Below are 23,745 nucleotides of genomic sequence, written 5' to 3' on the forward strand. Positions count from 1 at the left end.
CTCGCCGGGCCGGCATCGCAGCTGTCTGCGCGCCGATCTCGTGCATCGCCGCCATCCAAGCCGGCCCTCCGACCGGGTCGAGGGGGAGGCGGTGCGGGGCCGCCCCGGCCGCGGCGCTTCGCGCGCGGTGGCCGGCGTCCGCGGCCCGGCGGATCGCCATCAGCTCCGCCTCGGTACTGGGTCTGCGCATCGCCAGCGCCGGATCTGCTCCTGTGCCGACACCGCACATCGTCGTCAGTGGCACCAGCCCCTCAGTCGGTGGTCGGGAGGGCGGGGGAGCGAGGAGCCGCCCCGCACCGGCCGCGGCGCTTTGCGCGCGGGAGCCCGGTGTCGCGCCGCGAGTCGGAGTGGTGGGGGAAGGGAGTGAGGGGAGGGGCCGGGGCGCCCCGGCCGCGGCGCTTCGCGCGCGGGGAGCTGGTGGCGCGGTCGGCCGGATCGCCGTCGAGCCCGCCTGTAGGTGTCGCCCGCACGTCGCCCTCGTCGGCGCGGCCGCCGCGGCTCGCCTGATCAGCGTCGGGCCCGCTCCCGTGTCGTGCCGGATCGCCTTCACGGCGTGGGCTTTCTCGCGTTGGTTCGGCGGAAGTACTGCTCGAAGAGGCGGTCGGTCGGTACGCGGAGGAGGTTGCCGAGGGCATCGGCTGGGCGTACGAAAGGTGGCGTGATGTTGTGGGGGCGGTCGGCGACTGCTCGGCAGACCTGGTCGGCGGCCTGCTCAGGGCTGAGCCCGGGGAGGCTGTTCAGGAGGGGTGTGGGCTCGCTCATTCTGGTGTGGACCAGGCCCATGTAGACCGTGGACGTCGTGACCCCGTCGTGGCGGAGTTCCTGGGAGATGCAGCGGAGCCAGACGTCGAAGGCGCTCTTGGAGGCCAGGTACGCCGACCAACGCGCCATGGGGGGAGTTCGTACGCCGGCGGTCGACACGTTGACGATGTGGCCGGCGCCTCGTTCTCGCATGGACGGGAGGAGCTCGAGGACCAGCTTGGCGGGGCCTAGGTAGTTGACCGAGTTGGTGCGCTCGATGTCGTGAAAGCGTTGGTACGAGTCCGCGATCGAGCGCCGGATGGACTTGCCTGCATTGCTGACCAGGACGTCGACGTGTCCGTGGTCGCGCAGTACGTCGGCCACCAGTTGCTCGATCGCCGCGGGGTCGGCCAGGTTGGTCGGGTAGGAGAACGCCTGGCCGCCCGAAGCCCGGATGTCGGAGGCGACCACGTCGAGCTGCTCGGCTGTGCGCGCGACCAGCAGCACGACAGCGCCCGCCGAGGCCAGCCGGCGAGCGGTCGCCTCGCCGATGCCGTACGACGAACCGGTGACCAGCACGACCTTGCCCCGGACCGCCGAAACCAGCCGGGCGTCCGGGATCCCGCTCCGGCCGTTGATCAACGCGACGAGCAGCGGCCATCCGGGCGGGCGTTTGTCCATGCGATCGATATTACTGTCAGGTAGCTTCCAGTGACACCCTCCGCAACCACTCGCGCACGTGCGCGGCGAACAGCACAGGCTGCTCGAACTGCAGGTTGTGCCCCGCCGCATCCAGTACGACGTAGGAAGCGCGCGGGTAGTGCGGCAGCAGCGCCCACTGGTCCACGTACCCGGTCGACGAGTCCTGCCGTCCGCACAGGATCAGCGTCGGCCGCTCGTACGCCGGTCCGCTCTCCGGAGAAGCAGTCAGCGTCCAGTTCTTGCGAATCCGCGCCATCGCGTCGACGTCCGCGGCGTCGAGGCCCGGCACCACGTCGGTCAGGAAGGCCTGCAGCGTCTCCGGTGTCTGGACAACGGTCATCTCCAGATAGTCCTCCGGCGGGTCGACCAGACCAGGCGTCGACTCCAGCACGACATGCGGAGGCACAGTCCGCTCAGCGTGCTCGACCGCCACCCCGATCGGACAGATCAGCCCAAGCCCCAGCACCTGCTCCGGCCGCCGCGCGGCCACAGCGCGCGCGAGATACCCGCCGTACGACTCACCAACCAGCAGGAACGGCTCGCCGTCCAGCACCGAGTCGACAAACGCAAGCAGCGCATCCAACACCCCGTCCGTGCTGTCGATCGCCCCGCCAGGACTGCGACCCATCCCCGGCAGGTCCGGATAGATCCGCCGATAGCCCGGCAGGTCGGCGAAGACCGGCTCGAGGCAGCCGGTCATCAAGCGGTGGTCAGGAGTCCAGCCGTGGACCGCCAGGACAGGGATGCCCTCGCCGTGGCTGACGTGGTGGAGAGTCATATCGGTAGTTCTAACAGGGCCCGCCGACATAGTGTCGGGGCATGAGTCGTCGACAGTTGCATCAGTCAGCTCCGGATGCGGGAGTGCTCAGGAAGCGGTTGGAGCGGGCGCAGCAAGTTGCCGCGGGGACCGGCCTGGTGATCGCGCCGGGCTCCGACCTGCGGTACCTGATCGGCCAGGGCGGCGGCTCGTTCGAGCGCCTGACCGCACTGGTCGTACCGGCTGAAGGCCAGCCGGCGCTCGTCGTACCGAAGCTGGAAGCACCTGGGTACGCCGACGTGCCGCTGGCCGAGCTGGGTGTGGACGTGCTGACCTGGGTGGACGGCGACGACCCGTACGCGCTGGTCGGTGACCGGCTGGGTAAGCCGGACCAGGTAGCGGTCAGCGACTTCGCGATCGCCCTGCAGGTACTCGCGCTGCGGCACGCGATGCCGGCGGCTGAGCAGGTGCTCGCCGGGCCGATCGTGCGCGAGCTGCGGATGCGTAAGGACGCTGCTGAGATCGCCGAGCTGCGGGCGGCCGGTGCTGCGATCGACCGGGTCCACGCGCGGGTCCCGGACTTCCTCCGGGCCGGGCGGACCGAGGCCGACGTCGGCGCGGACATCACCAAGGCGATCGTCGAGGAGGGCCACGCCCACGCCGACTTCGTGATCGTCGGCAGCGGCCCGAACGGCGCGAGTCCGCACCACGACGTGTCGGACCGTGTGATCGAGGCCGGCGACGTGGTGGTCGTCGACATCGGCGGACCGCTGCCGTCGGGCTTCAACTCCGACTCCACGCGCACCTACGCGGTCGGTGAGCCGCGCGATGCGGACGTGCGCGCGACGTACGCCGTACTGCAGGAAGCGCAGCAGGCGGCCGTCGACGCTGTCCGGCCTGGTGTGACTGCCGAGTCGATCGATGCTGCAGCTCGTGAGGTCATCGCGGCGGCCGGCTTCGGCGACTACTTCATTCACCGGACCGGGCACGGGATCGGTCTGGATGTGCACGAGGAGCCGTACATCGTCGCGGGCAACCAGCTGGTGCTGGAGCCGGGCATGGCCTTCAGCGTCGAGCCCGGCATCTACCAGGCGGGCCGCTGGGGCGCACGGACCGAGGACATCGTCATCGTCACCGACGACGGCGTGGAGTCGGTCAACCAGCGCCCGCACAACCTCCTGGTCGTCTAAGCCGCCCGGAACGTCTTCCGGTACGCCAGCGGCGACACCCCGAGCGAGTTCCGCAGGTGATGCCGCAGCGAAGCCGACGTACCGAGCCCTGCCTCCTCAGCGATCCGGTCCACCGACAGGTCCGTCGTCTCCAGCAGGTGACAGGTATGCCGGATGCGCTGCTGCAGCAGCCAGGTGCCGGGGGACTGGCCGGTCTCGGCCTTGAAGCGCCGGCTGAACGTCCGCACACTCATTCGCGCGTACGACGCCATGGCGGCCAGGCTGATCTCCTGGTCGAGCCGCTCCAGCGCCCACGCCCTGGTTGGCCCGGTCCCGTCGCTGCCCTCGTCCGGGACCGCGCGCTCGATGTACTGCGACTGACCACCATCACGCCATGGCGGTACGACGCAGTGCCGGGCCGCGCGGTTGGCCACCTCGCTGCCGAAGTCGCTGCGGACCAGGTGCAGGCACAGGTCGACCCCGGCACCCAGCCCGGCCGACGTGAGCACGTCGCCGTCGTCGATGAACAGCAGGTCCTCGTCGAGTTTCACCTGGGGGTAGAGCGCCCTGAACATCTCGGCGCGGATCCAGTGCGTCGTCGCGGGCCGGCCGTCGAGCAGTCCGGCTGCGGCCAGCACGAACGCGCCGGTGCAGATCGAGGCGATCCGGGTCCCGGGACGGATCAGCGCGAGCGCCTCGGTGACGTCGTCCGGCAGTGTGCCCAGATGGCGCGGCTCGGGCAGGTAGGTACCCGGGATGATCACGGTGTCGGCCTCGGCCAGCGCCTCGGCGCCGTAGTCGGGCACGATCGTGAACCCGGCCGACGCCCGGACAGGCTCGGCGCGGACGCCGCAGACCCGGACGTCGTACAGCGGTGTGCCGTCGGCGCGCGTGGCGTTGCCGAAGATGGTCGGCGGGATGGTCAGGTCGAAGCCGACCACCGGGTCCAGGGCGAGTACGACGATCCGATGAGGCGTGGCCATGGCCACATCTTGACACATGGTGGCGGTCAGGCCACTGGTTTGGCGGGATCGAGGTGCTCATACTCGGCTGAGTGACCGAGATCCTGGAGAAGAAGACGTTCCGGCTGCACCGCGCCTGGCCGGTCGCCGCTGTCGGTTTTGTCACGCTGATCGGGGCCGCCGGCTTCCGGTCGGTGCCGAGCGTGCTGATCGACCCGCTGCACGAGGAGTTCGGCTGGTCGCACGCGACGATCTCGGCCGCGGTCTCGGTCAACCTGCTGCTCTACGGCCTGATCTCACCGTTCGCGGCCGCGCTGATGGACCGGCTCGGGCTGCGCAAGGTGGTCAGCGGCGCTCTGGTGCTGATCGCGCTCGGCAGCGGGCTGACCATCTTCATGGACAAGTCCTGGCAGCTGCTGCTGTGCTGGGGGCTGCTGGTCGGCGTCGGGACCGGGTCGATGTCGATGACGTTCGTCGCGACGATCACCGGGCGCTGGTTCGTGGAGCGGCGTGGGCTGGTCACCGGCATCCTGACTGCTGCCGGTGCGACTGGGCAGCTAGTGTTCCTGCCGCTCATTGCAATGCTGGCGACGTCGTACGGGTGGCGGATCCCTGCACTGGTCGCGGCCGGCGCGGCGCTGGCCGTCGTACCGCTGGTGCTGCTGTTCCTGCGGGACTACCCGAGTGATGTGGGGCTACGCGCGTACGGCGCTCCGGAGGGCAGCCTGGCTGGGCAGCGGGTGACGACGACCGGCAGCAGTGCGTTGCGGGCGCTGACTGCGCTGCGGGATGCGTCGAAGCGACCGGCGTTCTGGATGCTGGCGGGTGGGTTCGCGATCTGTGGCGCGTCGACGAACGGGCTGATCGGTACGCACTTCGTGACTGCCGCGCACGACCACGGGATGCCGGTGACGACCGCCGCGTCGCTGCTGGCGTTGGTCGGGGTTTTCGACGTCGGCGGGACGATCATCTCGGGCTGGCTGACGGACCGGTGGGACCCGCGGTACCTGCTGATCGCGTACTACTCGCTGCGTGGGCTGTCGCTGCTGGTGCTGCCGTCGCTGCTCGGGCCGACCGCGCAGCCGAGTGTGTGGGTGTTCATCATCTTCTACGGGCTTGACTGGGTGGCGACCGTGCCACCGACCGTCGCGCTGTGCCGGGAGTGGTTCGGTGTGGACGGGCCGATCGTGTTCGGCTGGGTGTTCGCGTCGCACCAGGTGGGCGCCGCGTTGGCGGCGACCGGTGCGGGAGCGATCCGGGATGTACAGGGGAGCTACAACCTGGCCTGGTACCTGGCCGGCGGGTTGTGTGCTGCTGCCGCGCTGATGTCCGCGAGCATTGGGCGGCGCCTGGTGGTCCCGACCTGATCGGTTAGCCTCGACTTTAGTTGAGGTTGGACCGGAGGGAGCGGGTTGTGGACATCGAGCCGGGCGAGCTGACCGTAGGACAGCTGTCGGACCGCAGCGGCGTCGCTGTGTCCGCGCTGCACTTCTACGAACGCCAGAACCTCATCCTCAGCCGCCGTACGTCGGGCAACCAGCGCCGCTACAAGCGCGACACCCTGCGGCGGGTCGCGCTGATCCGGATCGCCCAGCGCGTCGGCATCCCGCTCGCGGAGGTCGCGGCGATCCTCGCGCTCCTGCCCGACAACCGCACCCCGACCCGCCAGGACTGGGAACACATCTCCGAGTGCTGGCAGGCCGAGCTGGATCGCCGGATCCTGCAGCTGGAACAACTCCGCGACGACTTCAAGGACTGCGTGGGGTGCGGGTGTCTCTCGCTGGACCGGTGTGGTTTGGCCAACCCGTACGACGTACTGGCGTCCAACGGGCCGGGGCCGCAACGCTTGGTCGACCCCCAGGGCAACCCGCGCCACCCCGAGGCGTCCTGCGCCAACAACACGTGTGAAGCAACTGCCTAGCAGGCGACCCCGACACCTCCAGGCAACCGCCTAACCGGACTCGACCCCGCCAAGTCCAACAAGTACCGACCACCCGTCGGGGGTTGGTACTTGTTGGGGTTGGTGGGTTGAGGTAGTGGAGGCAGCCAGGCGGGGTGGTCAGCCGGCCTTGGCGAGCAGGGCTTGCTGGGTTTCGGCTACTTCGGCGGCGACTGCTGATTCGTCGATCGTGACCACGGTGTTGCGTTCTACTACTGGCTTGCCGTTCACCAGCAGGAGTTCGAGCGGCGGAGGTGCGCCCAGCACCAGCGCCGCCACCGGATCGGCGATGCCGGCGTGGGGGAGTGTGTCCAGCCGCCAGAGCGCCAGATCGGCGAGCTTGCCGGTTTCGATGGAGCCGATCTCGTTCTCTCGGCCCAACAGACGGGCTCCTCCCAACGTCGCCATCTCCAGTGCCGCTCGGACACTGAGCGCCTCCGGCCCGCCACGGGCTCGGGCGAAGAGGACGGCATGGCGTACCTCCTCCAGCAGACTCCCCGCTTCGTTGCTCGCGGCACCATCTACACCCAGGCCAACCGGCGCCCCCGCAGCACGGAGGTCGGCGACCCGGGCGATGCCTACGCCGAGGCGAGCGTTGGAGCTGGGGCAGTGGGCCACGCCCGTACCGGTCTGGCCCAGCTGCTTGATCTCCGTGTCGGTGAAGTGGATGCCGTGGGCGAACCAGACATCCGGCCCGATCCAGCCCACCTGCTCGGCGTACTCGGACGGCGAACACCCAAAATGCTCGGCGCACCAGTCGGACTCGTCGGTGGTTTCGGCGAGGTGCGTGTGCAGCCGGACCCCACGTCGACGAGCCAGCTCGGCCGCCTCCCTCAGGAGGTCAGTTGTGACGCTGAACGGCGAGCACGGTGCAACAGCGATCTGCAGCATCGACCCCGGCGACGGGTCGTGCCACCGATCGATCGCAGCCTCGGTCGCCGCGAGGATCTCATCCCGATCCTGTACGACGGAGTCAGGCGGCAATCCGCCGTCCTTCTCGCTCAGATCCATCGACCCCCGCGCCGGGTGGAACCGCAGTCCCACCTCGGCAGCGGCCCGGATCTCGGCGGCCAGCAGATCACCACCGTCCCGCGGGAACACGTAGTGGTGATCAGCCGCCGTCGTGCACCCGGTCAACGCGAGCTGCGCCAACGCACCCTGCGCGGCAACGTGCACCGACTGCTCGTCGATCCCCGCCCACGCCGGATACAGCGTCGTCAGCCAACGGAACAGCCCGGCGTCCGGCACGAGCCCGCGCGTCACCCACTGGTACAGGTGCTGATGCGTGTTGACGAACCCGGGCGTGAGCAGGCAACCCCGCCCGTCCACCACCCGAGCGTCGTCGTACGCCGGCGCAGGACCAGAGCCGACGGCAACTATTTGATTGCCGTCAACAACAACATGTCCGATGAACTCGCGTCGGGCAGCGTCGAGAGTGACCACTGTCGCTCCATCGACAACTGTTCTCATCCGCAATCCTCAGCAGAAGCCGGGCACGGCGTGCCAGGCACTGCCCGCGTCGCTGGCGTCGTCCCGGACGACCGTCGCCTCGATCAACCCGTACGGGCGGTCCGCCGCGATGAACACCTCACCCGGGTTCTCCACCTCGAACGGCGACAGGTCGACCAGGAAGTGGTGCTTGTTCGGCGCCGAGAACTTGATCTCCGCGACCTCCGGGTGCCGCTCCAGCACGACGGAGCCCATCCCGTACAGCGTCTGCTGCAACGCGAAGCTGTGGATCCGCGCGAACTGCTCGAGCAGCAGCCCCTTGATCTCGTCGTACGACTTGTCCCAATCGACCTCGGTGTGGTCGTAGCGCCACCGGGCGACCAGCGACGTCGCGAGGATCCGGTCGTCGGTCTCCGGCAGCGTCGTGTACTTGTCCTTCCGGAACCCGTGGAACTCCGACCCGGTCGACTTCAGCACGGTCAGGTCGTGGATCCCGGAGACCACGTGAGCGCGCCGCTCGGCGCCGCGGCCCTCGACGTTGACGATCGTCGACCGAATGCCGCTGCCGGCCCGGACGAACGAGTGGTCGTGCTCCTGGCCGTCGACCAGGATCCGTTCCCACGGGTACTCCTCGATCGCGACCCGCGCGCCGTCCGCGGCCGGAGTGGCCTCGAGGAAGTGGTCGCCGAGCGTCAGCGCGAAGTCCTCGATCGCGCCGACGCCCTTCTCCTTGGCGAACGCGAACGCGGTGTTCTTCTGCGTGTCGGTCGGCAGCACCTCGGCCTGGTTGCCGGTGATGTGCGCGTCCTCGAACCGGCCGCGCAGCGCGGACGAGACGTTGAGGTCGCGGATCTGGTGGCGCGGGGTGTCACGGTAGATGCGTACGACGCGGCTCTCGGCCTTGCCGTACTGGTTGGCTCCCAGGTGGATCGCCATCGGGTCAGCTCCCTCGATAGGTGGAAAAGGCGAACGGGCTGAGCAGCAGGGGGACGTGGTGGTGCCGCTCGTCGGTGATCGTGAAGGTCACGGTGACCTCGGGAAAGAAGATCTCCTGGCCGGACGCGGCCGCGTAGGCGGCGACGTCGAACCAGAGCTGGTACGTGCCGGGCGCGAGCCCGTGCGGGGTCAGGTCGTTGACGCGGCCGTCGTCGTTCGTCCGGCCGGAGCCGAGCTCGACGACCAGGTCGGCGGCTCGGTCGCCCGGCCGCTCGGTGCCGATCCGTGACAACCGGACCGGTACGCCGCTGGCAGGTTTGCCGAGGGCTGTGTCGAGAACGTGAGTGCTGACAGTGCTCATACCGGCACCTCCTGGTCGACGACCTTCGTCAGCCGCAGTACGGCGATCTTGCGCAGCTCGTCCCGTACGACGGTCCGCTCGGTCACGTCGTCGTTGCCCAGCCGCTCCCGTAGCGAGGCCAGCATCTCCGCGGCCGACAGCCCGGTCGCGCAGATCAGGAACACCCGGCCGAACCGCTCCTCGTACGAACGGTTGCCCTCAGCAAGCGCATCCCGAGCGTCGTCGCCGACCCCGGACTGCTCGTCGCGCGACCACGACGCCTCGGTGCCGCTGCCGGAGGCCCGGTCGCCGATCCGCGGGTGCGCGGCCAGCGCCTTCTCGACCTCGGTGTCGTCGAACGTGCTCGCGGTCCGGTCCGCGACCTCGGTCAGCGCCGCGAGGTCGTCGTACGGACGGCCGGCGAGCACGCTGTCGACCCAGCGGTCGACGTCGCAGCAGGCCGAGAGCATCGGTCTCAGTCGTTCGGCCGGTACGGCGTTGAAGGCGCGCAGGTCCATCAGTTCTCCCCAGTGGTGAGCAGCTCGCCGTCGATCCAGACAGCGCGGACGTCGGCCGGTGTGCCGAGCGTGAAGATCCGGGCCAGCACTTCCTCGGCGTCGGCCGCGTGGGTGATGCCGACCGCCAGCGGCGAGCTGTCGGCGGGCCGCAGCAGCTGCGCGTCGAAACGCTTGCCGACGCTCAGGTCGCCGACCTCGTCCAGTCCCAGCGCCTCGGCTCCGGCGGCCGTCGACAGGTGCAGCAGGTGCGCCGAGGTCAGCGGGTGACCGTTGTCGCCGAGGAGCTGCTGGCAGAAGTACGCCTGCAGGCCTTCCTTCAGGAGCGAGAACCCGGTGCCCGCGCCGACGTCCGATCCGAGTGCGACGCGGACGCCGTGGTCGAGGTGCCGGCCGATCGGGAACAGCCCGCTGCCGAGCGCCGCGTTGCTCGTCGGGCAGTGCGCGACTGTGGCGCCGCTCGTTCCGAGCAGCTTCAGCTCGACGTCGGTCGGGTGGACGTTATGAGCGAAGACGCTGCGCCGTCCGACCAGGCCGTGCTTGTCGTACGTGCTCAGATAATCGCTGCCGCCGAACAGCTCCGCGACGGTGGCGATCTCGGCGTCGTTCTCGTTCAGGTGCGAGGTGAACCACGCGTCCGGTACATCGTTCATGACGTCGTTACAGGCTGCGAGCAGCTCGTCGGTGCAGGACAGCGAGAAGCGCGGCGTCACGGCATAACGGTTGCGGCCGACGCCGTGCCAGCGGTTGGCCAGGGCAACGGACTCGGTGTGCGCGCGGTCCGGCGTCGTGAGCAGGTCGGGGCGCAGGAGCCGGTCGCTGACGACCAGGCCGCTCGTGACGCGCAGACCGACGCGGGAAGCGGCGGAGAAGAGCGTGTCCATCGCGTCGACGTAATGGGCGCCGAAGACCAGCGCGCTCGTCGTACCGGCGGCCGCGAGACCGCGGACGAACTCGTCGGCGACGCTGCCGGCGTACGCCGGGTCGGCCATGCGGGCTTCCTCGGGCAGCGCGTACTTGTCGAGCCACTCCATCAGCGGCATGCCCATCCCGCCGACGGCGCGGATCTGCGGGAAGTGCACGTGCGTGTCGACGAACCCCGGCAGTACCAGCCCGCCGGTCAGGTCGACGACCTGCTCGGCCGGGTGTGCGCGGCGCAGCTCCTGGTAGGGGCCGCGGGCACGGATCACGCCGTTCTCCACGAGCAGTGCGGCGTCCGTGGCGACCCGCAGGGTGCCGCCGGTGAAGGGGTTCTCAGGGGTGTCGAGGAACGTGCCTCGGAAGAGCGTCATGCTGTTGCCTCACGATGGGCCGGCGCGGGGTTGCGCTCGGCAATGAACTGTTGGAGCAGCCAGGCCGCCACGCTGACGGCGATGGTGGCCGGCTCCTTGCCGGGCAGGTCCGGCAGACCGATCGGGGTGGTGATCTTGGCGATCGCCTCGGGCGGGTTGCCGTCCTCGGCGAGCTTGCGCTGGAACCGCGACCACTTGGCGCTGGAGCCGATCAGGCCGATCGTCGCCAGCTGTCCGTTGCGCAGCGCCGCGTCGCAGAGCGCGGCGTCCTCCGCGTGGTCGTGGGTCATGACTAACGCGTGGGTGCCGGGCGGCAGCTCGCCGACGACGAGCTCGGGGAGTACGGGAACCTGGTGGATGTGGACGCCCGCGACGGCGTCGTCGAGGACGGCGAGCCGCTCTGGGGTCAGTTGGTCGGGCCGGGAGTCGATCAGGTGCAGCTCGAGATCGTGCCGCGCGAGGATCCGCGCGAGCTCGAGCCCGACGTGACCGAGCCCGAAGATCGCCACGGACGGCACTACGGCGAGTGGCTCCAGCAGGAGCTTCATCTCCCCGCCGCAGCACTGCACGGCCTGCTGGTACGGCGCTTTGTCGGAGAGCTTGAACTCCAGCACCTCGGGCGCGGTCACTTGCTCGGCGATCATCGCGCGAGCCCGGTCGACCGCAACCATCTCCAGATTGCCGCCACCAACCGTCGCCCACACGTGGTCGGAGCTGACAACCATCTTGGCACCGGCCTCACGGGGCGAGTGCCCCCGCACAGACACCACCGTCACCAAGACACCGGGAAGCCTTTGTTCCCGCAACCTTTGGATTGCCCGTACCCACTCCATGTCAGACACCACTCAAACTCAAGGCAGGCTGTAGTGAACGAGCCTTCTCTAATGCCCAGAAGACGGCTTCCGGAGTTGCGGGCGAGGGCAGATCGACGCTTGTGCCCACCGGCCCGAAAGCTGCGGCGGCTTGGCGGAGGGCCTCTCGGACTGAGAAGGCCAGCATCAGTGGCGGTTCGCCGACTGCTTTGGAGCCGTAGACGGCGCCGTCTTCGTGGGCCTTCTCCAGCAGATGCACGTTGAAGACCTGTGGCATCTCCGAGAAGCTCGGGAGCTTGTACGTGCTCGCGGCCTGCGTCGCGAGGCGCCCGCGGTTCGGGCCGTCGCTCTCGTCCCAGCGGAGGTCCTCCAGCGTGAGCCAGCCGGCGCCCTGGACGAACCCGCCCTCGATCTGGCCGATGTCGATCAGCGGGCTGAGGCTGTCGCCGACGTCGTGGACGATGTCGACCTGGCGGAGCGTGTAGCTGCCGGTGAACCCGTCGACCTCGACCTCAGAGGCGGCGACGCCGTACGCGAAGTACTTGAACGGCTCGCCGTGCATCGCGTTGGCGTCCCAGTGCAGCCCTTCGGTCCGGTAGAAGCCGGCCGCCCAGAGCTGCACGCGCTGGAAGTACGCCGCGTTGACGATCTCGTTCCACGGCACCCCCTCGCCGTACAGCCCACGCACGACACCGTCGACGAACCGTACGTCGTGCGCCCCGATCCCGAGGCGTCCACCGGCGACCTGCGCCAGCCGCTCGCGGATCTGCTCGCACGCGTTCTTGATCGCCGCACCGTTGAGATCAGCGCCCGAGCTGGCGGCAGTCGCCGACGTGTTCGGCACCTTGTCGGTCCGCGTCGGCGCGAGCCGCACCCGCTCCAGCGGTACGCCGAGCGTCGTGGCCGCGACCTGCAGCATCTTCGTGTGCAGGCCCTGGCCCATCTCGGTGCCGCCGTGGTTGATCAGCACCGAGCCGTCCTTGTAGACGTGCACCAGCGCGCCGGCCTGGTTGAACGCGGTCAGGTTGAACGAGATCCCGAACTTCACCGGCGTCGCCGCGACCGCGCGCTTGCGATTCGGGTGCGTCGCGTTGAACCGCGCGATCTCCTCCTGCCGGCGCGCGATCTCACCGTTGCGCAGCACCTCGCTCCAGCAGGCCTCGAGCCGCTCCGCGTGCCGAACCGGTTGCCCGTACGGCGTGGTGTGGCCCGGCTGGTACAGGTTGCGCCGCCGCAGCTCCATCGCGTCGTACCCGAGCAACGGCGCGCAGCGCCCGAGCAGGTCCTCGATGACGAGCATCCCCTGCGGACCGCCGAACCCGCGGAACGCGGTCTGCGAGGTCTTGTTCGTCTTGGCGATCTGTCCGTCCACGCGCACGTTCGGGATCCAGTACGAGTTGTCGATGTGGCACATCGCGCGGGCGAGCACGGGCTCGGACAGGTCGAGACTCCAGCCACCATCAGCGGTGAGCGTCGCGTCGAGCGCGACGATCCGACCCTCGTCGTCGAACCCGGCGCGCCACTGGCTGTGGAAGCCGTGCCGCTTGCCGGACATCGTCACGTCCTGCGTGCGGTTGAGCCGCAACCGAACGGGGCGTCCCGTCAGCGTCGCACCGAGTGCGGCGATCGCGGCGAACCCGTGCGGCTGCATCTCCTTGCCGCCGAAGCCGCCGCCCATCCGCAAGCACTGCACGGTCACCGCGTGGCTGGCGACGCCGAGCACGTGCGCGACGATCTCCTGCGTCTCCGACGGGTGCTGCGTGCTGCTCTGGACGAAGATCTGACCGCCTTCGTCGACCAGCGCGAGCGCGCAGTGGGTCTCCAGGTAGAAGTGCTCCTGCCCGGCGAACTCGAACTCGCCCTGGAACACGTGCGCCGCGCTGTCCAAGGCCGCCTCGACGTCACCGTGCTCGAGGTGCCGGCCGGTGCCCTGGAAGTTGCCCGCGGCAATGGCTTCCTGGACGGTGATCAGCGACGGCAGTTCGTCGTACTCGACCTCGACGGCGGCTGCGCCGAGGCGCGCGGCCTCCAGCGTCTCGCCGAGCACCCAGCAGATCGCGTGGCCGTGGAACATCACCTCGGTGTCGGGGAAGAGCGGCTCGTCGTGCTTCACGCCGGCGTCGTTGACGCCGGGGACGTCCTCCGAGGTCAGGACGCGCACGACACCTGGTACGTCGTACGCCGGCTTGACCCGCAGGTCGACGATCCGGGCGTGCGCGTGGGGCGACTGGACCGGGTACGCGTGCAGGATGTCGCGCGTCCGGACGACGAGGTCGTCGGTGTAGAGGGCCTCGCCGGTGACGTGCAACGCGGCGCTCTCGTGCGGCAGCGGTACGCCGACCACTGCCTGGGCAGGGCGCTCGGACAACTGGCTCATGCGCTGACCCCCTCGACGTCGAGCTGTTGGGCGTGGAAGCGGAGGAGCGACTGGCCGAGCATCGCCGACCGGTACGACGCGCTCGCGCGGTGGTCGTCCATCGGGGTGCCTTCGGTCGCCATCACCGCGGCCGCTTCGCGGACCGTGCGTTCGGTCCACGGGCGGCCGATGAGTGCTTGCTCGGTTGCTGTCGCGCGCAGCGGGGTGGCGGCGACGCCGCCGAGTCCGATGCGGGCCTCGCGCACGATCCCGTCGATCACGTCGAGGGCGTAACCGACGGCCACGCTGGAGATGTCGTCGAAGCGGCGCTTCGCGATCTTGTGGAACGCGGTCAGCGGAGCGAGCGGGCGCGGGACGAGGATCGCGCGGATCAGCTCGTCCGGGGCCTTGAGTGTCTGCCGGTAGCCCGTGAAGTAGTCGGCCAGGGCAACGACCCGCTCGCCGCGACGGGACGCCAGGACGAGCTGGGCGTCGAGCGCGAGCAGCGCCGGCGGGGTGTCGCCGATCGGCGAACCGGTCCCGAGGTTGCCGCCGATGGTCGCGCCGTTGCGGATCAGCCGCGACGCGAACTGCGGGAACATCTGCTCGAGCAGCGGTACCCGTCCGGCGAGCATCCGCTCGATCTCGGTCAGCGTGAGCGCGGCGCCGATCCGGACCTGGTCCTCGTCGACGGAGAACTCCCGCAGCTCACTCAGCCGATCCACAGCAACCACCAGGGGCGACCGCACACCGCGCAGGTTCACCTCGACCCCCGCATCGGTCGACCCGGCAACGAGCTTGGCTTCGGGGCTCTCGGCAAGGATGTCCAGTACATCGCTCAACCGCGCGGGCCGAACGAACTCGGAATCCCCCGAGACCAGCCGAGTCACCGCCGCCGGGGGAGGGGCGGTCGCCTGGCGAGCAGCCAGCGTGTCGTCGCTCGCAGGATCCCCGAGCGCGTACGCCGCGTCGCGGATGGGCCGGTAGCCAGTGCAGCGACACAGGTTCCCGCTCAAGGCATGCAGATCGAATCCATTGGCGCCGTGCTCACCATCGCCTGCACACGCCGTACGAGTGGGTCGGTAGTACTCCGCGGCCATGCTGCAGACGAAGCCTGGGGTGCAGAAGCCGCACTGGGAGCCGCCTCGGACTGCCATTTCCTGCTGGACCGGGTGGAGCTCCGAGCTCGTGCCGAGGCCCTCCGACGTGATGACCTCCTGGCCGTCGAGTGCGGCGACCGGGACGAGGCAGGCGTTGATCGCGGTCCACTCGGTCGGGCTGTCGATGCCCGGCCGGGCGACGAGGACCGAGCACGCGCCGCACTCGCCCTCGGCGCAGCCTTCCTTCGCGCCGGTCAGCCCGCGGTCGCGGAGCCAGTCCAGGGTGGTGGTGTGGACCCCGGCGCCGTCCAGCGAGACGTCGGCGCCGTTGACCTTGATGTTCGTGCTCATCGGTTGCTGCTCCAGCGGGTCCTTGCACTGTGGATGGGGTTGGCGTCGCTCAGGAAGTCGTCGAAGCGGTAGCCGGCGATCTTCGCGATCTCCAGCAGCGCGGCGGCGTGCTCCTGGTTCTCGCAGTTGCCGAGCCGGTCGCGACCCTGCTCGACGATCCGGGCGAACGAGTCGGCGTCGCGCACCGAGATCACCAGCGGGAAGCCGAAGCGCTCGCGGTACTGCTCGGTGATCGCCGCCAGCTCGTCCCGCTCGGGCTCGGCCAGGAAGGTCAGCCCACGCGTCGCCTGGTCCCGCAGCGACGCCTCGCCGCTCAGTCCGTCGGCGACGAACTGCGACCCGAGCTGCGGGTAGGACTCGATCAGCTCACGCTGCTCCTCGACCGACCCGGAGAACAGCGCCTCCTGGAACGACCGCCGCAGCGCGTGGGTGTCGGTGAACGGCCGCATCTCCCAGGCGCGCTCGACCATCCACCGCGGTCCCTGGAACAGACCGGCGAAGGTCTCGACGAACTCCTCCTGCGTCATCTTGTTCACCTGGTCCAGCCGTACGGCGCTGGCGCCCGGCTGACCGGCGACGGCCGGACCGAAGTCCTTGCCGACGTGGTGGAACAGCAGGTTCAGCAGGATCGCGGTCAGGCTGCCGAGCGTGATGCCGCTGCCGAAGATGATCTCGGCCCAGTCCGGCACGGCCTGGGCGACCTGCGGCTGCGCGGTCACGTACATGGCCAGTCCGACGCTGGTCGCGACGATCACCACGTTGCGGTGGTCGTGGAAGTCGACCTTGGTCAGGGTCTGGAAGCCGACGACGGCCACGGTGGCGAACATCGCCAGGGCGGCACCGCCGAGCACCGGGTGCGGGATGCCGGCCACGATCGCGCCGGCCTTCGGCAGCAGGCCGAGGACGATCATGATGGCGCCGGCCGCGGCGACCACCCAGCGGCTCTTCACCCGGGTCAGCCGAACCAGCCCGACGTTCTCAGCGAAGCAGGTGTAGGGGAACGAGTTGAAGATGCCGCCGATCGTGGTGGCCAGGCCGTCGGCCCGCAGCGCCCGGGCGATGTCCTCGCGGCCGATCCGCTTCTCGACGATCTCGCCGGTGGCGAAGACGTCACCGGTCGTCTCGACCGCGGTGATCAGCATGACGACGACCATCGAGATGATCGCGGCGACCGAGAACTGCGGCCAGCCGAAGTAGAAGGGTGTGGTCACTCCGACCCAGCCGGAGTCCGCGACGGCGCCGAAGTGGGCGTCCCCGAACGCCCAGGCGACCAGCGTGCCGACGACCAGACCGACCAGTACGGCGACCGTCGCCATGAAGCCCTTGAACACCCGCTGGATCAGCACGATCAGTCCGAGCGTGCCCAGCGCGTACGCGAGGTTCTTGCCGCTGGTCGGGTCCGAGGTCGGCCCGGCGCCGCCGGTGGCGTCCCCCGCCGCGACCGGCAGCAGCGCGAGGCCGATGATCGTGATCACCGAGCCGGTGACGACCGGCGGGAAGAAGCGGATCAGCCGGCTGAAGAACGGTGCGATGAAGAACGTCGCCAGGCCGGCGACCAGGACGGCGCCGTAGATGACGAGCAGTCCGTCGGTGCCGCCCCCAGCGGCCATGCCGATCGCGATCATCGGCGACACGGCGGTGAACGTCACGCCCTGCAGCAGCGGCAGCCGGACGCCGACCTTCCAGAAGCCGACCGACTGGATGATCGAGGCGATGCCGCAGGTGAACAGGTCGGCGTTGATCAGGTGCACCAGCTGCTCGGTGCTCAGGCCGATCGAGTTCGCCAGCAGGATCGGGACGATCACCGCGCCGGCGTAGAAGGCCAGGACGTGCTGGGTGCCGTAGATCGCGAGTCGTCCGGGCGACATGACCTCGTCGACGGGATGACGGGCGGTGTGGCGTCGGGGGCGCAGGGCTGCCTTCATCGAACACCCTCCAAGGGGTCGGCGGCGGGGATTGTGACCTGCACGACAGCTTGCGTTCACCGCGTGGTCCCCGGCTAGCGAGGAACCTCCGAAGTTCGCCCGTCGCGACGTCCCGGTTCTGTGCGATCACCCAAAGGGCGCGCGTCAGAGCGACTTGAGCGCCAGGAACACGTCGATCTTGTCCTCGAGCTGGGACAGATCGCGATCGGTCAGTTGCTCTACGCGTTCGATCCGGTACCGGACCGTGTTGACGTGCAGGTGCATCGCCTCGGCCGTCCGGGCCCACGAGCCCGAGCAGGCGAGGAACTCGCGTAACGTGGCGAGCAGGTCGCCGCCGGTCTTGCGGTCGTTCTCGAGCACCGGGCCGAGCACACGATGCGTGTACGTACGCCGTACGTCGTCAGGCACTGTGGCGAGCAGGAGCACGTGGGACGCGACCTGGTCCGAGGTCACCACCGACACCGGCGTGATGCCGGCGCGGGCGACGCGGTGGGCGAACCGCGCTTCCTCCAGGGCGCCGGCCAGCGCGTCGACCGACGTTTCTCCACTGATGCCGACGGCAATCCTCGACCGGGCAAGTCCAGGCGCGAGCCGGCCGAACGCGCGGCGCAGGAGCAGTGGCAAATCAGGGGCCCAAGGCAACAAGCCGATCAGCAGGCCGTCCCTGCCGGGTGCGACGGTGGCCGGTCCGATCGTGCCGGCCACATCCTCGAACACCGTGACCGCCACCTCGGCGGCTCCAGCGTCCCGCGGGGCCTGGTCGGCGGGTTGGGGAGTGTGCAGCTCGGCGACGACGACCACCATCGGCCGGTCGGGTTGGGCGCCTGCTTGCCGGAGTCGGGTGGTGACCTCGGGCAACGGGCCGCCGGACTCGACCAGGCTCAACGCGTCGGCCATCAACGGTCGCAGGGCGAGGCGGCCTTCGTCTCGTCGTACGCGGTCGAGGGCGGCGATCGCGCACAGCTCGTGCACGGTCTCGACCTGGTCGCGCGGCCACTGCGAGTGGTCGCCCTCGATCACGAGCAGCCAGGCGGTCAACCGGTTGCCGAGGCCCGACCCAACCGGGAACACGCTGTACGCCGCGTCGCCGGCGTCCGCGACGGCCGGTGTCCGGTCGGCCGTGAGGAAGCGGCGAGTGACCGCGTCGAGCGTCAGGTCGTCGAGCGGCTCAGGACCCGGTACGACGTGCCGCCCGGTCGGCGTGATCACCCGGCAGGTGTGGCCGATGTCGGCGGAGATCTGGGCGGCGAGCTCGTCGAGGCTGCGGCCGGACGCGATCGCCGACAGCAGTTGGCGCTGGCGGACCAGGCTCGCGGACAGCCGGGCGCCGCTGTCGGTCGCGGCCGCGACGTACTCGGTGACGTCCGCGAACGCGACCTCGGTCGGCACCTCGACCAGCGTGACCTGGTGGCGGCGGCAGGCCTCGACCAGGTCCTCGGGGATCGTGCCGAACAGGGCCTTGCCGGCCAGGATCGTGGTCGCGCCTCGATCGGACACCGAGGCGACGAAGGTCTCGCTGTCGGTCGGACCGCGGCGCCAGACCAGACCGGTCAGGACCAGTTCGCCGCCGCTGAGGTAGTTGCCGGGTTCAAGCAAGTCGGTGGTGACGAGCCGGCCGATCGGGCGGTCGGCAGCGTCCTGCGCCTGGTGCAGCAGACGTAGGCCGAGCTCCGGCGCGTCGAACAGTTCGGACAGCAGCACGTGGTCACCTCCCGCCCCTTTGGAGAAACCTACAGCGCCCGGGGCGCTTGACGCTGCCGGTGCGGGCAACTTATCTTCATTTCGCAGAACAGAAACAATATTCCACAATGCGGAAAACGAGGGCTGATGATGCTGCGTTACACGGTGAACTGCTCGATCCTGTTCACCGAGCTCCCGCTGCTCGAACGGCCGGCCGCCGCGCGGACGGCCGGGTTCGACGCGGTCGAGTTCTGGTGGCCGTTCGCCGAGGCCGTGCCGGCCGACGCCGAGATCGACGCCTTCGTCCGGGCGATCGACAACGCCGGGGTCCAGCTGACCGGGCTCAACTTCTTCGCCGGCGACATGCCCGGCGGCGACCGCGGCCTGGTGTCCTGGCCGAAGCGGTCGGGGGAGTTCCGGGACAACATCGACGTCACCGTGGGCATCGGTGAACGACTCGGCTGCGGCGCGTTCAACGCGCTGTACGGCAACCGGGTCGAGAGCGCTCAGCCTGCCGAGCAGGACGAGATCGCGGTCGAGAACCTCGGGCTCGCGGCTCAGGCGGCCGGGCGCATCGGCGCCGTCGTACTGGTCGAACCGGTGAGTGGTGCCGAGCGGTATCCGCTGCTGACCGCCGCGGACGCGCTGGCCGTGATCGACCGCGTGCAAGCGGCGTACGACGTACCGAACCTCGGGCTGCTCGCGGATCTGTACCACCTCGCGGTCAACGGCGACGACGTCGACCAGGTGATTGCCCGGCACATCGACCGGATCGCGCACGTGCAGATCGCCGACTCGCCCGGGCGCAACGAACCCGGGACCGGCACGCTCCCGCTGCAGGCGCAGCTGAGCGCCCTCGAAGCCGGTGGCTACACCGGCCTGGTCGGGCTGGAGTACAAGCCCTCGACCACCACTCTCAAGAGCTTCGACTGGAGAATCTGATGACGAACATCGCCTTCATCGGCCTCGGCATTATGGGCAGCCCGATGGCCGTGCACCTCGCGAACGCCGGGCACAGGGTCGCCGGTTACAACCTCGACATGGACCGCGCCAAGCCGCTGGTCGAGGCCGGTGGACTCGCTGCAAGTTCGATCGCGGACGCCGTCAAGGACGCGGACGTAGTCTGCGTGATGGTCCCGGACTCGCCGGACGTCGAGCTGGTGCTCGCCGGACCGGACGGGGTCTTCCAGAACGCGCCGACCGGTGCCCTGGTCATCGACTTCTCCAGCATCCGGCCGGATGTCACCATCGACCTCGCGGCCCAGGCTCGCGCGAACGGATTTCGGTTGCTCGACGCACCGGTTTCCGGTGGTCAGGCCGGCGCGGAGAACGCCGCGCTGTCGATCATGGTCGGCGGTGAGGCGGAGGACTTCCAGACCGCGAAGCCGCTGTTCGACCGGGTCGGCAAGACGATCGTGCACGTCGGCGGGAACGGCGCCGGCCAGACCGTGAAGGCCGCGAACCAGCTGATCGTTGCCGCCAACATCCAGGCGTTGTCGGAGGCGGTGATCTTCCTCGAGGCGTACGGCGTCGACACGAAGGCGGCGCTCGAGGTGCTGGGTGGAGGGCTGGCCGGTTCGGCGGTGCTGAACCAGAAGAAGGAGAACATGCTCTCGCGGTCGTTCGAGCCGGGCTTCCGGATCGACCTGCACCACAAGGACATGGGCATCGTCACCGCGGCTGCCCGCGAGGCCGGCGTCGTCGTACCGCTGGGTGCTCTGGTCGCTCAGCTCGTCGCCTCGGCTCGCGCCAACGGTGACGGTGGCCTCGACCACTCGGCGCTGCTGCGTGGCGTGGAGCGGCTGTCCGGCAAGGAGCTCAGCTGATGGCCAGGATGCGCGCGGTCGACGCCGCGGTCCTGATCCTGGAGAAGGAGGGATCGACGCAGGCGTTCGGGCTGCCGGGTGCCGCGATCAATCCGTTCTACAGCGCGATGCGCAAGCACGGCGGCATCAAGCACGTGCTGGCCCGCCACGTCGAAGCTGCCTCGCACATGGCCGAGGGTTATACCCGCGCGACCGCCGGCAACATCGGTGTCTGCATCGGTACGTCGGGGCCGGCCGGGACCGACATGATCACCGGGCTGTACTCCGCGTCCGCCGACTCGATCCCGATCCTGTGCATCACCGGTCAGGCGCCGGTGGCGAAGCTGCACAAGGAGGACTTCCAGGCCGTCGACATCGCGTCGATCGCCAAGCCGGTGTCCAAGTGGGCCGTGACGGTGATGGAAGCCGCGCAGGTTCCGGGGACGTTCCAGAAGGCGTTCTGGTTGATGCGCGAGGGCCGGCCTGGGCCGGTGCTGGTCGATCTGCCGGTCGACGTCCAGCTGGCCGAGATCGACTTCGACATCGACACGTACGAGCCGCTGCCGGTGACTCGTCCCGCCGCGTCGCGGGCGCAGGCGGAGAAGGCGCTGGAGATGCTCAACGCTTCCGAGCGGCCGCTGATCGTGTCGGGTGGTGGCGTGATCAACGCGGATGCGTCCTCGTTGCTCGTCGAGTTTGCCGAGCTGGTCGGCGTTCCCGTCGTACCGACGTTGATGGGGTGGGGGACGATTCCGGACGACCACCCGCTGGCCGCTGGGATGGTCGGGCTGCAGACGTCGCACCGGTACGGGAACGCGACGATGCTGGCCTCGGACTTCGTGCTGGGGATCGGGAACCGGTGGGCGAACCGGCACACCGGCTCGATCTCGACATACACCGCGGGCCGGAAGTTCGTGCACGTGGACATCGAGCCGACGCAGATCGGTCGGGTGCTGGCGCCGGACTACTCGATCGTGTCGGATGCTCGGGCTGCTCTCGCCGTGTTCGTGGAGGTCGCTCGGGAGTGGGCGGCCGCTGGTCGGTTGGTTGATCGGTCTTCTTGGGTCGCCGAGTGTGCGGATCGTCGTACGTCGTTGCAGCGGAAGACGCACTTCGACAACGTGCCGATCAAGCCGCAGCGCGTGTACGAGGAGATGAACCGGGCGTTCGGGCCGGACACTCGTTATGTTTCGACGATCGGTCTGTCGCAGATCCAGGCGGCGCAGATGCTGCACGTTTACAAGCCTCGGCACTGGATCAATGCTGGTCAGGCCGGGCCGTTGGGGTGGACCGTGCCGGCGACGTTGGGGGTCGCGGTCGCGGATCCCGAGTCGACGGTGGTCGCGCTGTCGGGGGACTACGACTTCCAGTTCCTGATCGAGGAGCTGGCCGTCGGGGCGCAGTTCCAGATTCCTTACATCCACGTGGTGGTGAACAACTCGTACCTCGGGTTGATCCGGCAGGCGCAGCGTGGGCTGGAGATGGACTACTGCGTGCAGCTGTCGTTCGACAACATCAACAGTCCTGAGGTCGGTGGGTACGGCGTCGACCATCTGAAGGTTGCCGAGGGCCTGGGCTGCAAGGCGCTGCGAGTGACCGCGCCGGACGAGATCCTGCCGGCGCTGGAACAGGCCAAGAAGCTGATGGTCGAGTTCCGGGTCCCGGTGGTCGTCGAGGTCATCCTCGAGCGCGTCACGAACGTTGCGATGGGCACCGAGATCGACGGGGTCGTCGAGTTCGAAGAGCTTGCCGAGCGGCCCGAGGACGCGCCGACCGCGATCGCCGCGCTCAGCTGATGCGCGTGCTGGTTGCCTCGGACAAGTTCAAGGGGACGCTGACCAGCGCCGAGGTCGCCGCCGCAGTTGCCGAAGGCGTACGCCGAGTTCGCCCGGACACCGTCGTCGACACAGTCCTGATCGCCGACGGCGGCGACGGCACGCTGGCCGCCGCCGTCGCGGCGGGGTTCGAGCTGATCCCGGTCACGGCGTGTGGGCCTACGGGCGAGCCGGTCCCGTCCGGCTACGCCCGCCGCGGCGCGACGGCGGTCGTCGAGCTGGCGGATGTCTCCGGCCTCATCCGCCTCCCCGGCGGCACCCTCGCCCCGATGACCGCCACCACCCGAGGCACCGGCGAGCTGATCGCCGCGGCGGTAGCTGCCGGCTGCACTCGAGTAATCCTAGGAATAGGCGGCAGCGCCAGCACCGACGGCGGAGCAGGCCTCCTCCGGGCGCTAGGTGCCCGGTTGCTCGACGCGACGGGAGCCGAGGTACCCGAGGGCGGAGAGGCGTTGGCTGAGGTAGTGACGGTGGAGTTGGAGTCGCTCCGCAAGCAGCTGGACGGTGTTGAAGTGGTTGTTGCCTGCGACGTGGACAACCCGCTGACGGGTCCGACAGGCGCCGCTGCGACGTACGGCCCACAGAAGGGCACAGGGCCTGAGCAGATCGACGTACTGGACAGAGCTCTTGGGCACTGGGCTGAGCTTGTTGCTCCAGATCTTCGGGACACGCCCGGCGCCGGGGCAGCTGGTGGGGTCGGGTTTGCGGCGCTCGCTGTGCTGGGGGCTGAGCTTGTGCCTGGGATTGAGTTGGTGCTTGAGCTGGTCGGCTTCCGGGAGCGGCTGGTTGGGGTTGAGCTGGTGGTGACGGGGGAGGGCGCCCTGGACGAGCAGACCCTCCACGGGAAGGCTGTTGCTGGAGTTGCTTCGGCAGCAAAGGCGGCGGGGGTTCCGGTGGTGGTTGTTTGTGGGAGTAGTCGTCTGGACGATGGGCAGTTGCGGGCGGCGGGGATCGACGCGGCGTACGCGTTGACGGATCTGGAGCCTGACGTTCGGCGGTGCATCGTCAATCCGGTGCCGCTGTTGCGAGAGCTTGGGGAACGGATCGGCCTACGATGAGATCGACCGAGAGGGGCGTCG

Annotated in this window: 20 protein-coding genes; 7 read left to right on the forward strand and 13 right to left on the reverse strand. The window is 69.4% G+C overall.

The features are described from left to right. Positions 1–546: 546 nt before the first annotated feature. Both ACYVIO_RS25250 and ACYVIO_RS25255 read right to left on the reverse strand, forming a co-directional pair. Entirely contained in the window at positions 547–1,422 is an 876-nt protein-coding gene (locus tag ACYVIO_RS25250) for an SDR family NAD(P)-dependent oxidoreductase (RefSeq protein ID WP_460653343.1), read from the reverse strand. A 16-nt stretch (positions 1,423–1,438) separates the two neighbouring features. Next, complete coding sequence (locus tag ACYVIO_RS25255; RefSeq protein ID WP_460653344.1) at positions 1,439–2,221, reverse strand: alpha/beta fold hydrolase; 783 nt, start codon at positions 2,219–2,221, stop codon at positions 1,439–1,441. Positions 2,222–2,262: 41 nt separating this feature from the next. On the opposite strand from ACYVIO_RS25255, the gene ACYVIO_RS25260 reads away from it, so the two are divergent. Next, complete coding sequence (locus ACYVIO_RS25260; protein WP_460653345.1) at positions 2,263–3,390, forward strand: M24 family metallopeptidase; 1,128 nt, start codon at positions 2,263–2,265, stop codon at positions 3,388–3,390. Here ACYVIO_RS25260 and ACYVIO_RS25265 read toward each other — a convergent pair. Next, positions 3,387–4,352, reverse strand: coding sequence for a GlxA family transcriptional regulator (locus ACYVIO_RS25265; RefSeq protein ID WP_460653346.1), 966 nt, complete (start codon positions 4,350–4,352; stop codon positions 3,387–3,389). The two genes, ACYVIO_RS25260 and ACYVIO_RS25265, sit on opposite strands and share 4 nt — an antisense overlap. A gap of 71 nt (positions 4,353–4,423) precedes the next feature. Here ACYVIO_RS25265 and ACYVIO_RS25270 point away from each other — a divergent pair, with 71 nt between their 5' ends. Both ACYVIO_RS25270 and soxR read left to right on the forward strand, forming a co-directional pair. Next, entirely contained in the window at positions 4,424–5,698 is a 1,275-nt protein-coding gene (locus tag ACYVIO_RS25270; RefSeq protein WP_460653347.1) for an MFS transporter, read from the forward strand. Positions 5,699–5,745: 47 nt separating this feature from the next. Beyond that, complete coding sequence (gene soxR, locus ACYVIO_RS25275) at positions 5,746–6,252, forward strand: redox-sensitive transcriptional activator SoxR (RefSeq protein WP_460653348.1); 507 nt, start codon at positions 5,746–5,748, stop codon at positions 6,250–6,252. Positions 6,253–6,390: 138 nt separating this feature from the next. On the opposite strand, the gene ACYVIO_RS25280 is transcribed toward soxR, so the two are convergent. The 10 genes from ACYVIO_RS25280 to ACYVIO_RS25325 all read right to left on the reverse strand — a co-directional run bounded on the left by ACYVIO_RS25280 (position 6,391) and on the right by ACYVIO_RS25325 (position 19,047). Next, on the reverse strand, positions 6,391–7,740 hold the full coding sequence (locus tag ACYVIO_RS25280; protein WP_460653349.1) for an 8-oxoguanine deaminase: 1,350 nt from the start codon (positions 7,738–7,740) through the stop codon (positions 6,391–6,393). A gap of 9 nt (positions 7,741–7,749) precedes the next feature. After that, positions 7,750–8,655 (reverse strand): factor-independent urate hydroxylase, encoded by a 906-nt coding sequence (gene pucL / locus ACYVIO_RS25285; RefSeq protein WP_460653350.1) that lies wholly within the window; start codon positions 8,653–8,655, stop codon positions 7,750–7,752. A 4-nt stretch (positions 8,656–8,659) separates the two neighbouring features. Beyond that, positions 8,660–9,016, reverse strand: a complete 357-nt coding sequence (gene uraH / locus ACYVIO_RS25290) for a hydroxyisourate hydrolase (protein WP_460653351.1) — start codon at positions 9,014–9,016, stop codon at positions 8,660–8,662. Then, positions 9,013–9,513: a 2-oxo-4-hydroxy-4-carboxy-5-ureidoimidazoline decarboxylase gene (gene uraD, locus ACYVIO_RS25295; protein WP_460653352.1), complete on the reverse strand. Its 501-nt coding sequence runs from the start codon at positions 9,511–9,513 to the stop codon at positions 9,013–9,015. Before uraD (ACYVIO_RS25295) ends, uraH begins: the two co-directional genes overlap by 4 nt. Next, positions 9,513–10,802 carry a guanine deaminase gene (gene guaD, locus ACYVIO_RS25300; protein ID WP_460653353.1) on the reverse strand — a complete coding sequence of 430 codons (1,290 nt, stop codon included), beginning with the start codon at positions 10,800–10,802 and terminating at the stop codon, positions 9,513–9,515. The genes uraD (ACYVIO_RS25295) and guaD overlap by 1 nt, the downstream gene beginning before the upstream one ends. Beyond that, the gene (xdhC, locus tag ACYVIO_RS25305) at positions 10,799–11,635 is read right to left on the reverse strand and encodes a xanthine dehydrogenase accessory protein XdhC (protein WP_460653354.1); all 837 of its coding nucleotides are present in this window, start codon (positions 11,633–11,635) and stop codon (positions 10,799–10,801) included. The genes guaD and xdhC overlap by 4 nt, the downstream gene beginning before the upstream one ends. A gap of 1 nt (position 11,636) precedes the next feature. Continuing rightward, positions 11,637–13,991: a xanthine dehydrogenase molybdopterin binding subunit gene (xdhB, locus tag ACYVIO_RS25310; RefSeq protein ID WP_460653355.1), complete on the reverse strand. Its 2,355-nt coding sequence runs from the start codon at positions 13,989–13,991 to the stop codon at positions 11,637–11,639. Then, positions 13,988–15,421, reverse strand: a complete 1,434-nt coding sequence (locus ACYVIO_RS25315; protein WP_460653356.1) for a xanthine dehydrogenase small subunit — start codon at positions 15,419–15,421, stop codon at positions 13,988–13,990. The genes xdhB and ACYVIO_RS25315 overlap by 4 nt, the downstream gene beginning before the upstream one ends. Next, positions 15,418–17,346, reverse strand: a complete 1,929-nt coding sequence (gene uraD, locus ACYVIO_RS25320; protein ID WP_460653357.1) for a 2-oxo-4-hydroxy-4-carboxy-5-ureidoimidazoline decarboxylase — start codon at positions 17,344–17,346, stop codon at positions 15,418–15,420. The genes ACYVIO_RS25315 and uraD (ACYVIO_RS25320) overlap by 4 nt, the downstream gene beginning before the upstream one ends. A 144-nt stretch (positions 17,347–17,490) precedes the next feature. Next, positions 17,491–19,047: a PucR family transcriptional regulator gene (locus ACYVIO_RS25325; RefSeq protein WP_460653358.1), complete on the reverse strand. Its 1,557-nt coding sequence runs from the start codon at positions 19,045–19,047 to the stop codon at positions 17,491–17,493. Between the two features lie 126 nt (positions 19,048–19,173). Here ACYVIO_RS25325 and ACYVIO_RS25330 point away from each other — a divergent pair, with 126 nt between their 5' ends. The 4 genes from ACYVIO_RS25330 to ACYVIO_RS25345 are packed head-to-tail and all read left to right on the forward strand — an operon-like array spanning position 19,174 to position 23,724. Beyond that, a complete protein-coding gene (locus tag ACYVIO_RS25330) occupies positions 19,174–19,968 on the forward strand; it encodes a hydroxypyruvate isomerase family protein (RefSeq protein WP_460653359.1) in 795 nt (264 codons plus the stop codon). Then, entirely contained in the window at positions 19,968–20,852 is an 885-nt protein-coding gene (locus ACYVIO_RS25335; protein ID WP_460653360.1) for a 2-hydroxy-3-oxopropionate reductase, read from the forward strand. The genes ACYVIO_RS25330 and ACYVIO_RS25335 overlap by 1 nt, the downstream gene beginning before the upstream one ends. Continuing rightward, on the forward strand, positions 20,852–22,627 hold the full coding sequence (gene gcl, locus ACYVIO_RS25340) for a glyoxylate carboligase (protein ID WP_460653361.1): 1,776 nt from the start codon (positions 20,852–20,854) through the stop codon (positions 22,625–22,627). The genes ACYVIO_RS25335 and gcl overlap by 1 nt, the downstream gene beginning before the upstream one ends. Next, entirely contained in the window at positions 22,627–23,724 is a 1,098-nt protein-coding gene (locus tag ACYVIO_RS25345; protein ID WP_460653362.1) for a glycerate kinase, read from the forward strand. Before gcl ends, ACYVIO_RS25345 begins: the two co-directional genes overlap by 1 nt. Positions 23,725–23,745 lie beyond the last annotated feature (21 nt).

This window comes from Kribbella endophytica (assembly GCF_054781295.1).

Coding starts and splice junctions, on each gene's coding strand:
- uraH (WP_460653351.1), bottom strand. CDS start 9,016: ATGAGCACTGTCAGCACTCACGTTCTCGACACAGCCCTCGGCAAACCT.
- ACYVIO_RS25315 (WP_460653356.1), bottom strand. CDS start 15,421: ATGAGCACGAACATCAAGGTCAACGGCGCCGACGTCTCGCTGGACGGC.
- xdhC (WP_460653354.1), bottom strand. CDS start 11,635: ATGGAGTGGGTACGGGCAATCCAAAGGTTGCGGGAACAAAGGCTTCCC.
- ACYVIO_RS25330 (WP_460653359.1), top strand. CDS start 19,174: ATGATGCTGCGTTACACGGTGAACTGCTCGATCCTGTTCACCGAGCTC.
- ACYVIO_RS25255 (WP_460653344.1), bottom strand. CDS start 2,221: ATGACTCTCCACCACGTCAGCCACGGCGAGGGCATCCCTGTCCTGGCG.
- pucL (WP_460653350.1), bottom strand. CDS start 8,655: ATGGCGATCCACCTGGGAGCCAACCAGTACGGCAAGGCCGAGAGCCGC.
- uraD (WP_460653357.1), bottom strand. CDS start 17,346: ATGAAGGCAGCCCTGCGCCCCCGACGCCACACCGCCCGTCATCCCGTC.
- uraD (WP_460653352.1), bottom strand. CDS start 9,513: ATGGACCTGCGCGCCTTCAACGCCGTACCGGCCGAACGACTGAGACCG.
- ACYVIO_RS25260 (WP_460653345.1), top strand. CDS start 2,263: ATGAGTCGTCGACAGTTGCATCAGTCAGCTCCGGATGCGGGAGTGCTC.
- gcl (WP_460653361.1), top strand. CDS start 20,852: ATGGCCAGGATGCGCGCGGTCGACGCCGCGGTCCTGATCCTGGAGAAG.
- ACYVIO_RS25265 (WP_460653346.1), bottom strand. CDS start 4,352: ATGGCCACGCCTCATCGGATCGTCGTACTCGCCCTGGACCCGGTGGTC.
- guaD (WP_460653353.1), bottom strand. CDS start 10,802: ATGACGCTCTTCCGAGGCACGTTCCTCGACACCCCTGAGAACCCCTTC.
- ACYVIO_RS25335 (WP_460653360.1), top strand. CDS start 19,968: ATGACGAACATCGCCTTCATCGGCCTCGGCATTATGGGCAGCCCGATG.
- ACYVIO_RS25250 (WP_460653343.1), bottom strand. CDS start 1,422: ATGGACAAACGCCCGCCCGGATGGCCGCTGCTCGTCGCGTTGATCAAC.
- xdhB (WP_460653355.1), bottom strand. CDS start 13,991: ATGAGCCAGTTGTCCGAGCGCCCTGCCCAGGCAGTGGTCGGCGTACCG.
- ACYVIO_RS25345 (WP_460653362.1), top strand. CDS start 22,627: ATGCGCGTGCTGGTTGCCTCGGACAAGTTCAAGGGGACGCTGACCAGC.
- ACYVIO_RS25280 (WP_460653349.1), bottom strand. CDS start 7,740: ATGAGAACAGTTGTCGATGGAGCGACAGTGGTCACTCTCGACGCTGCC.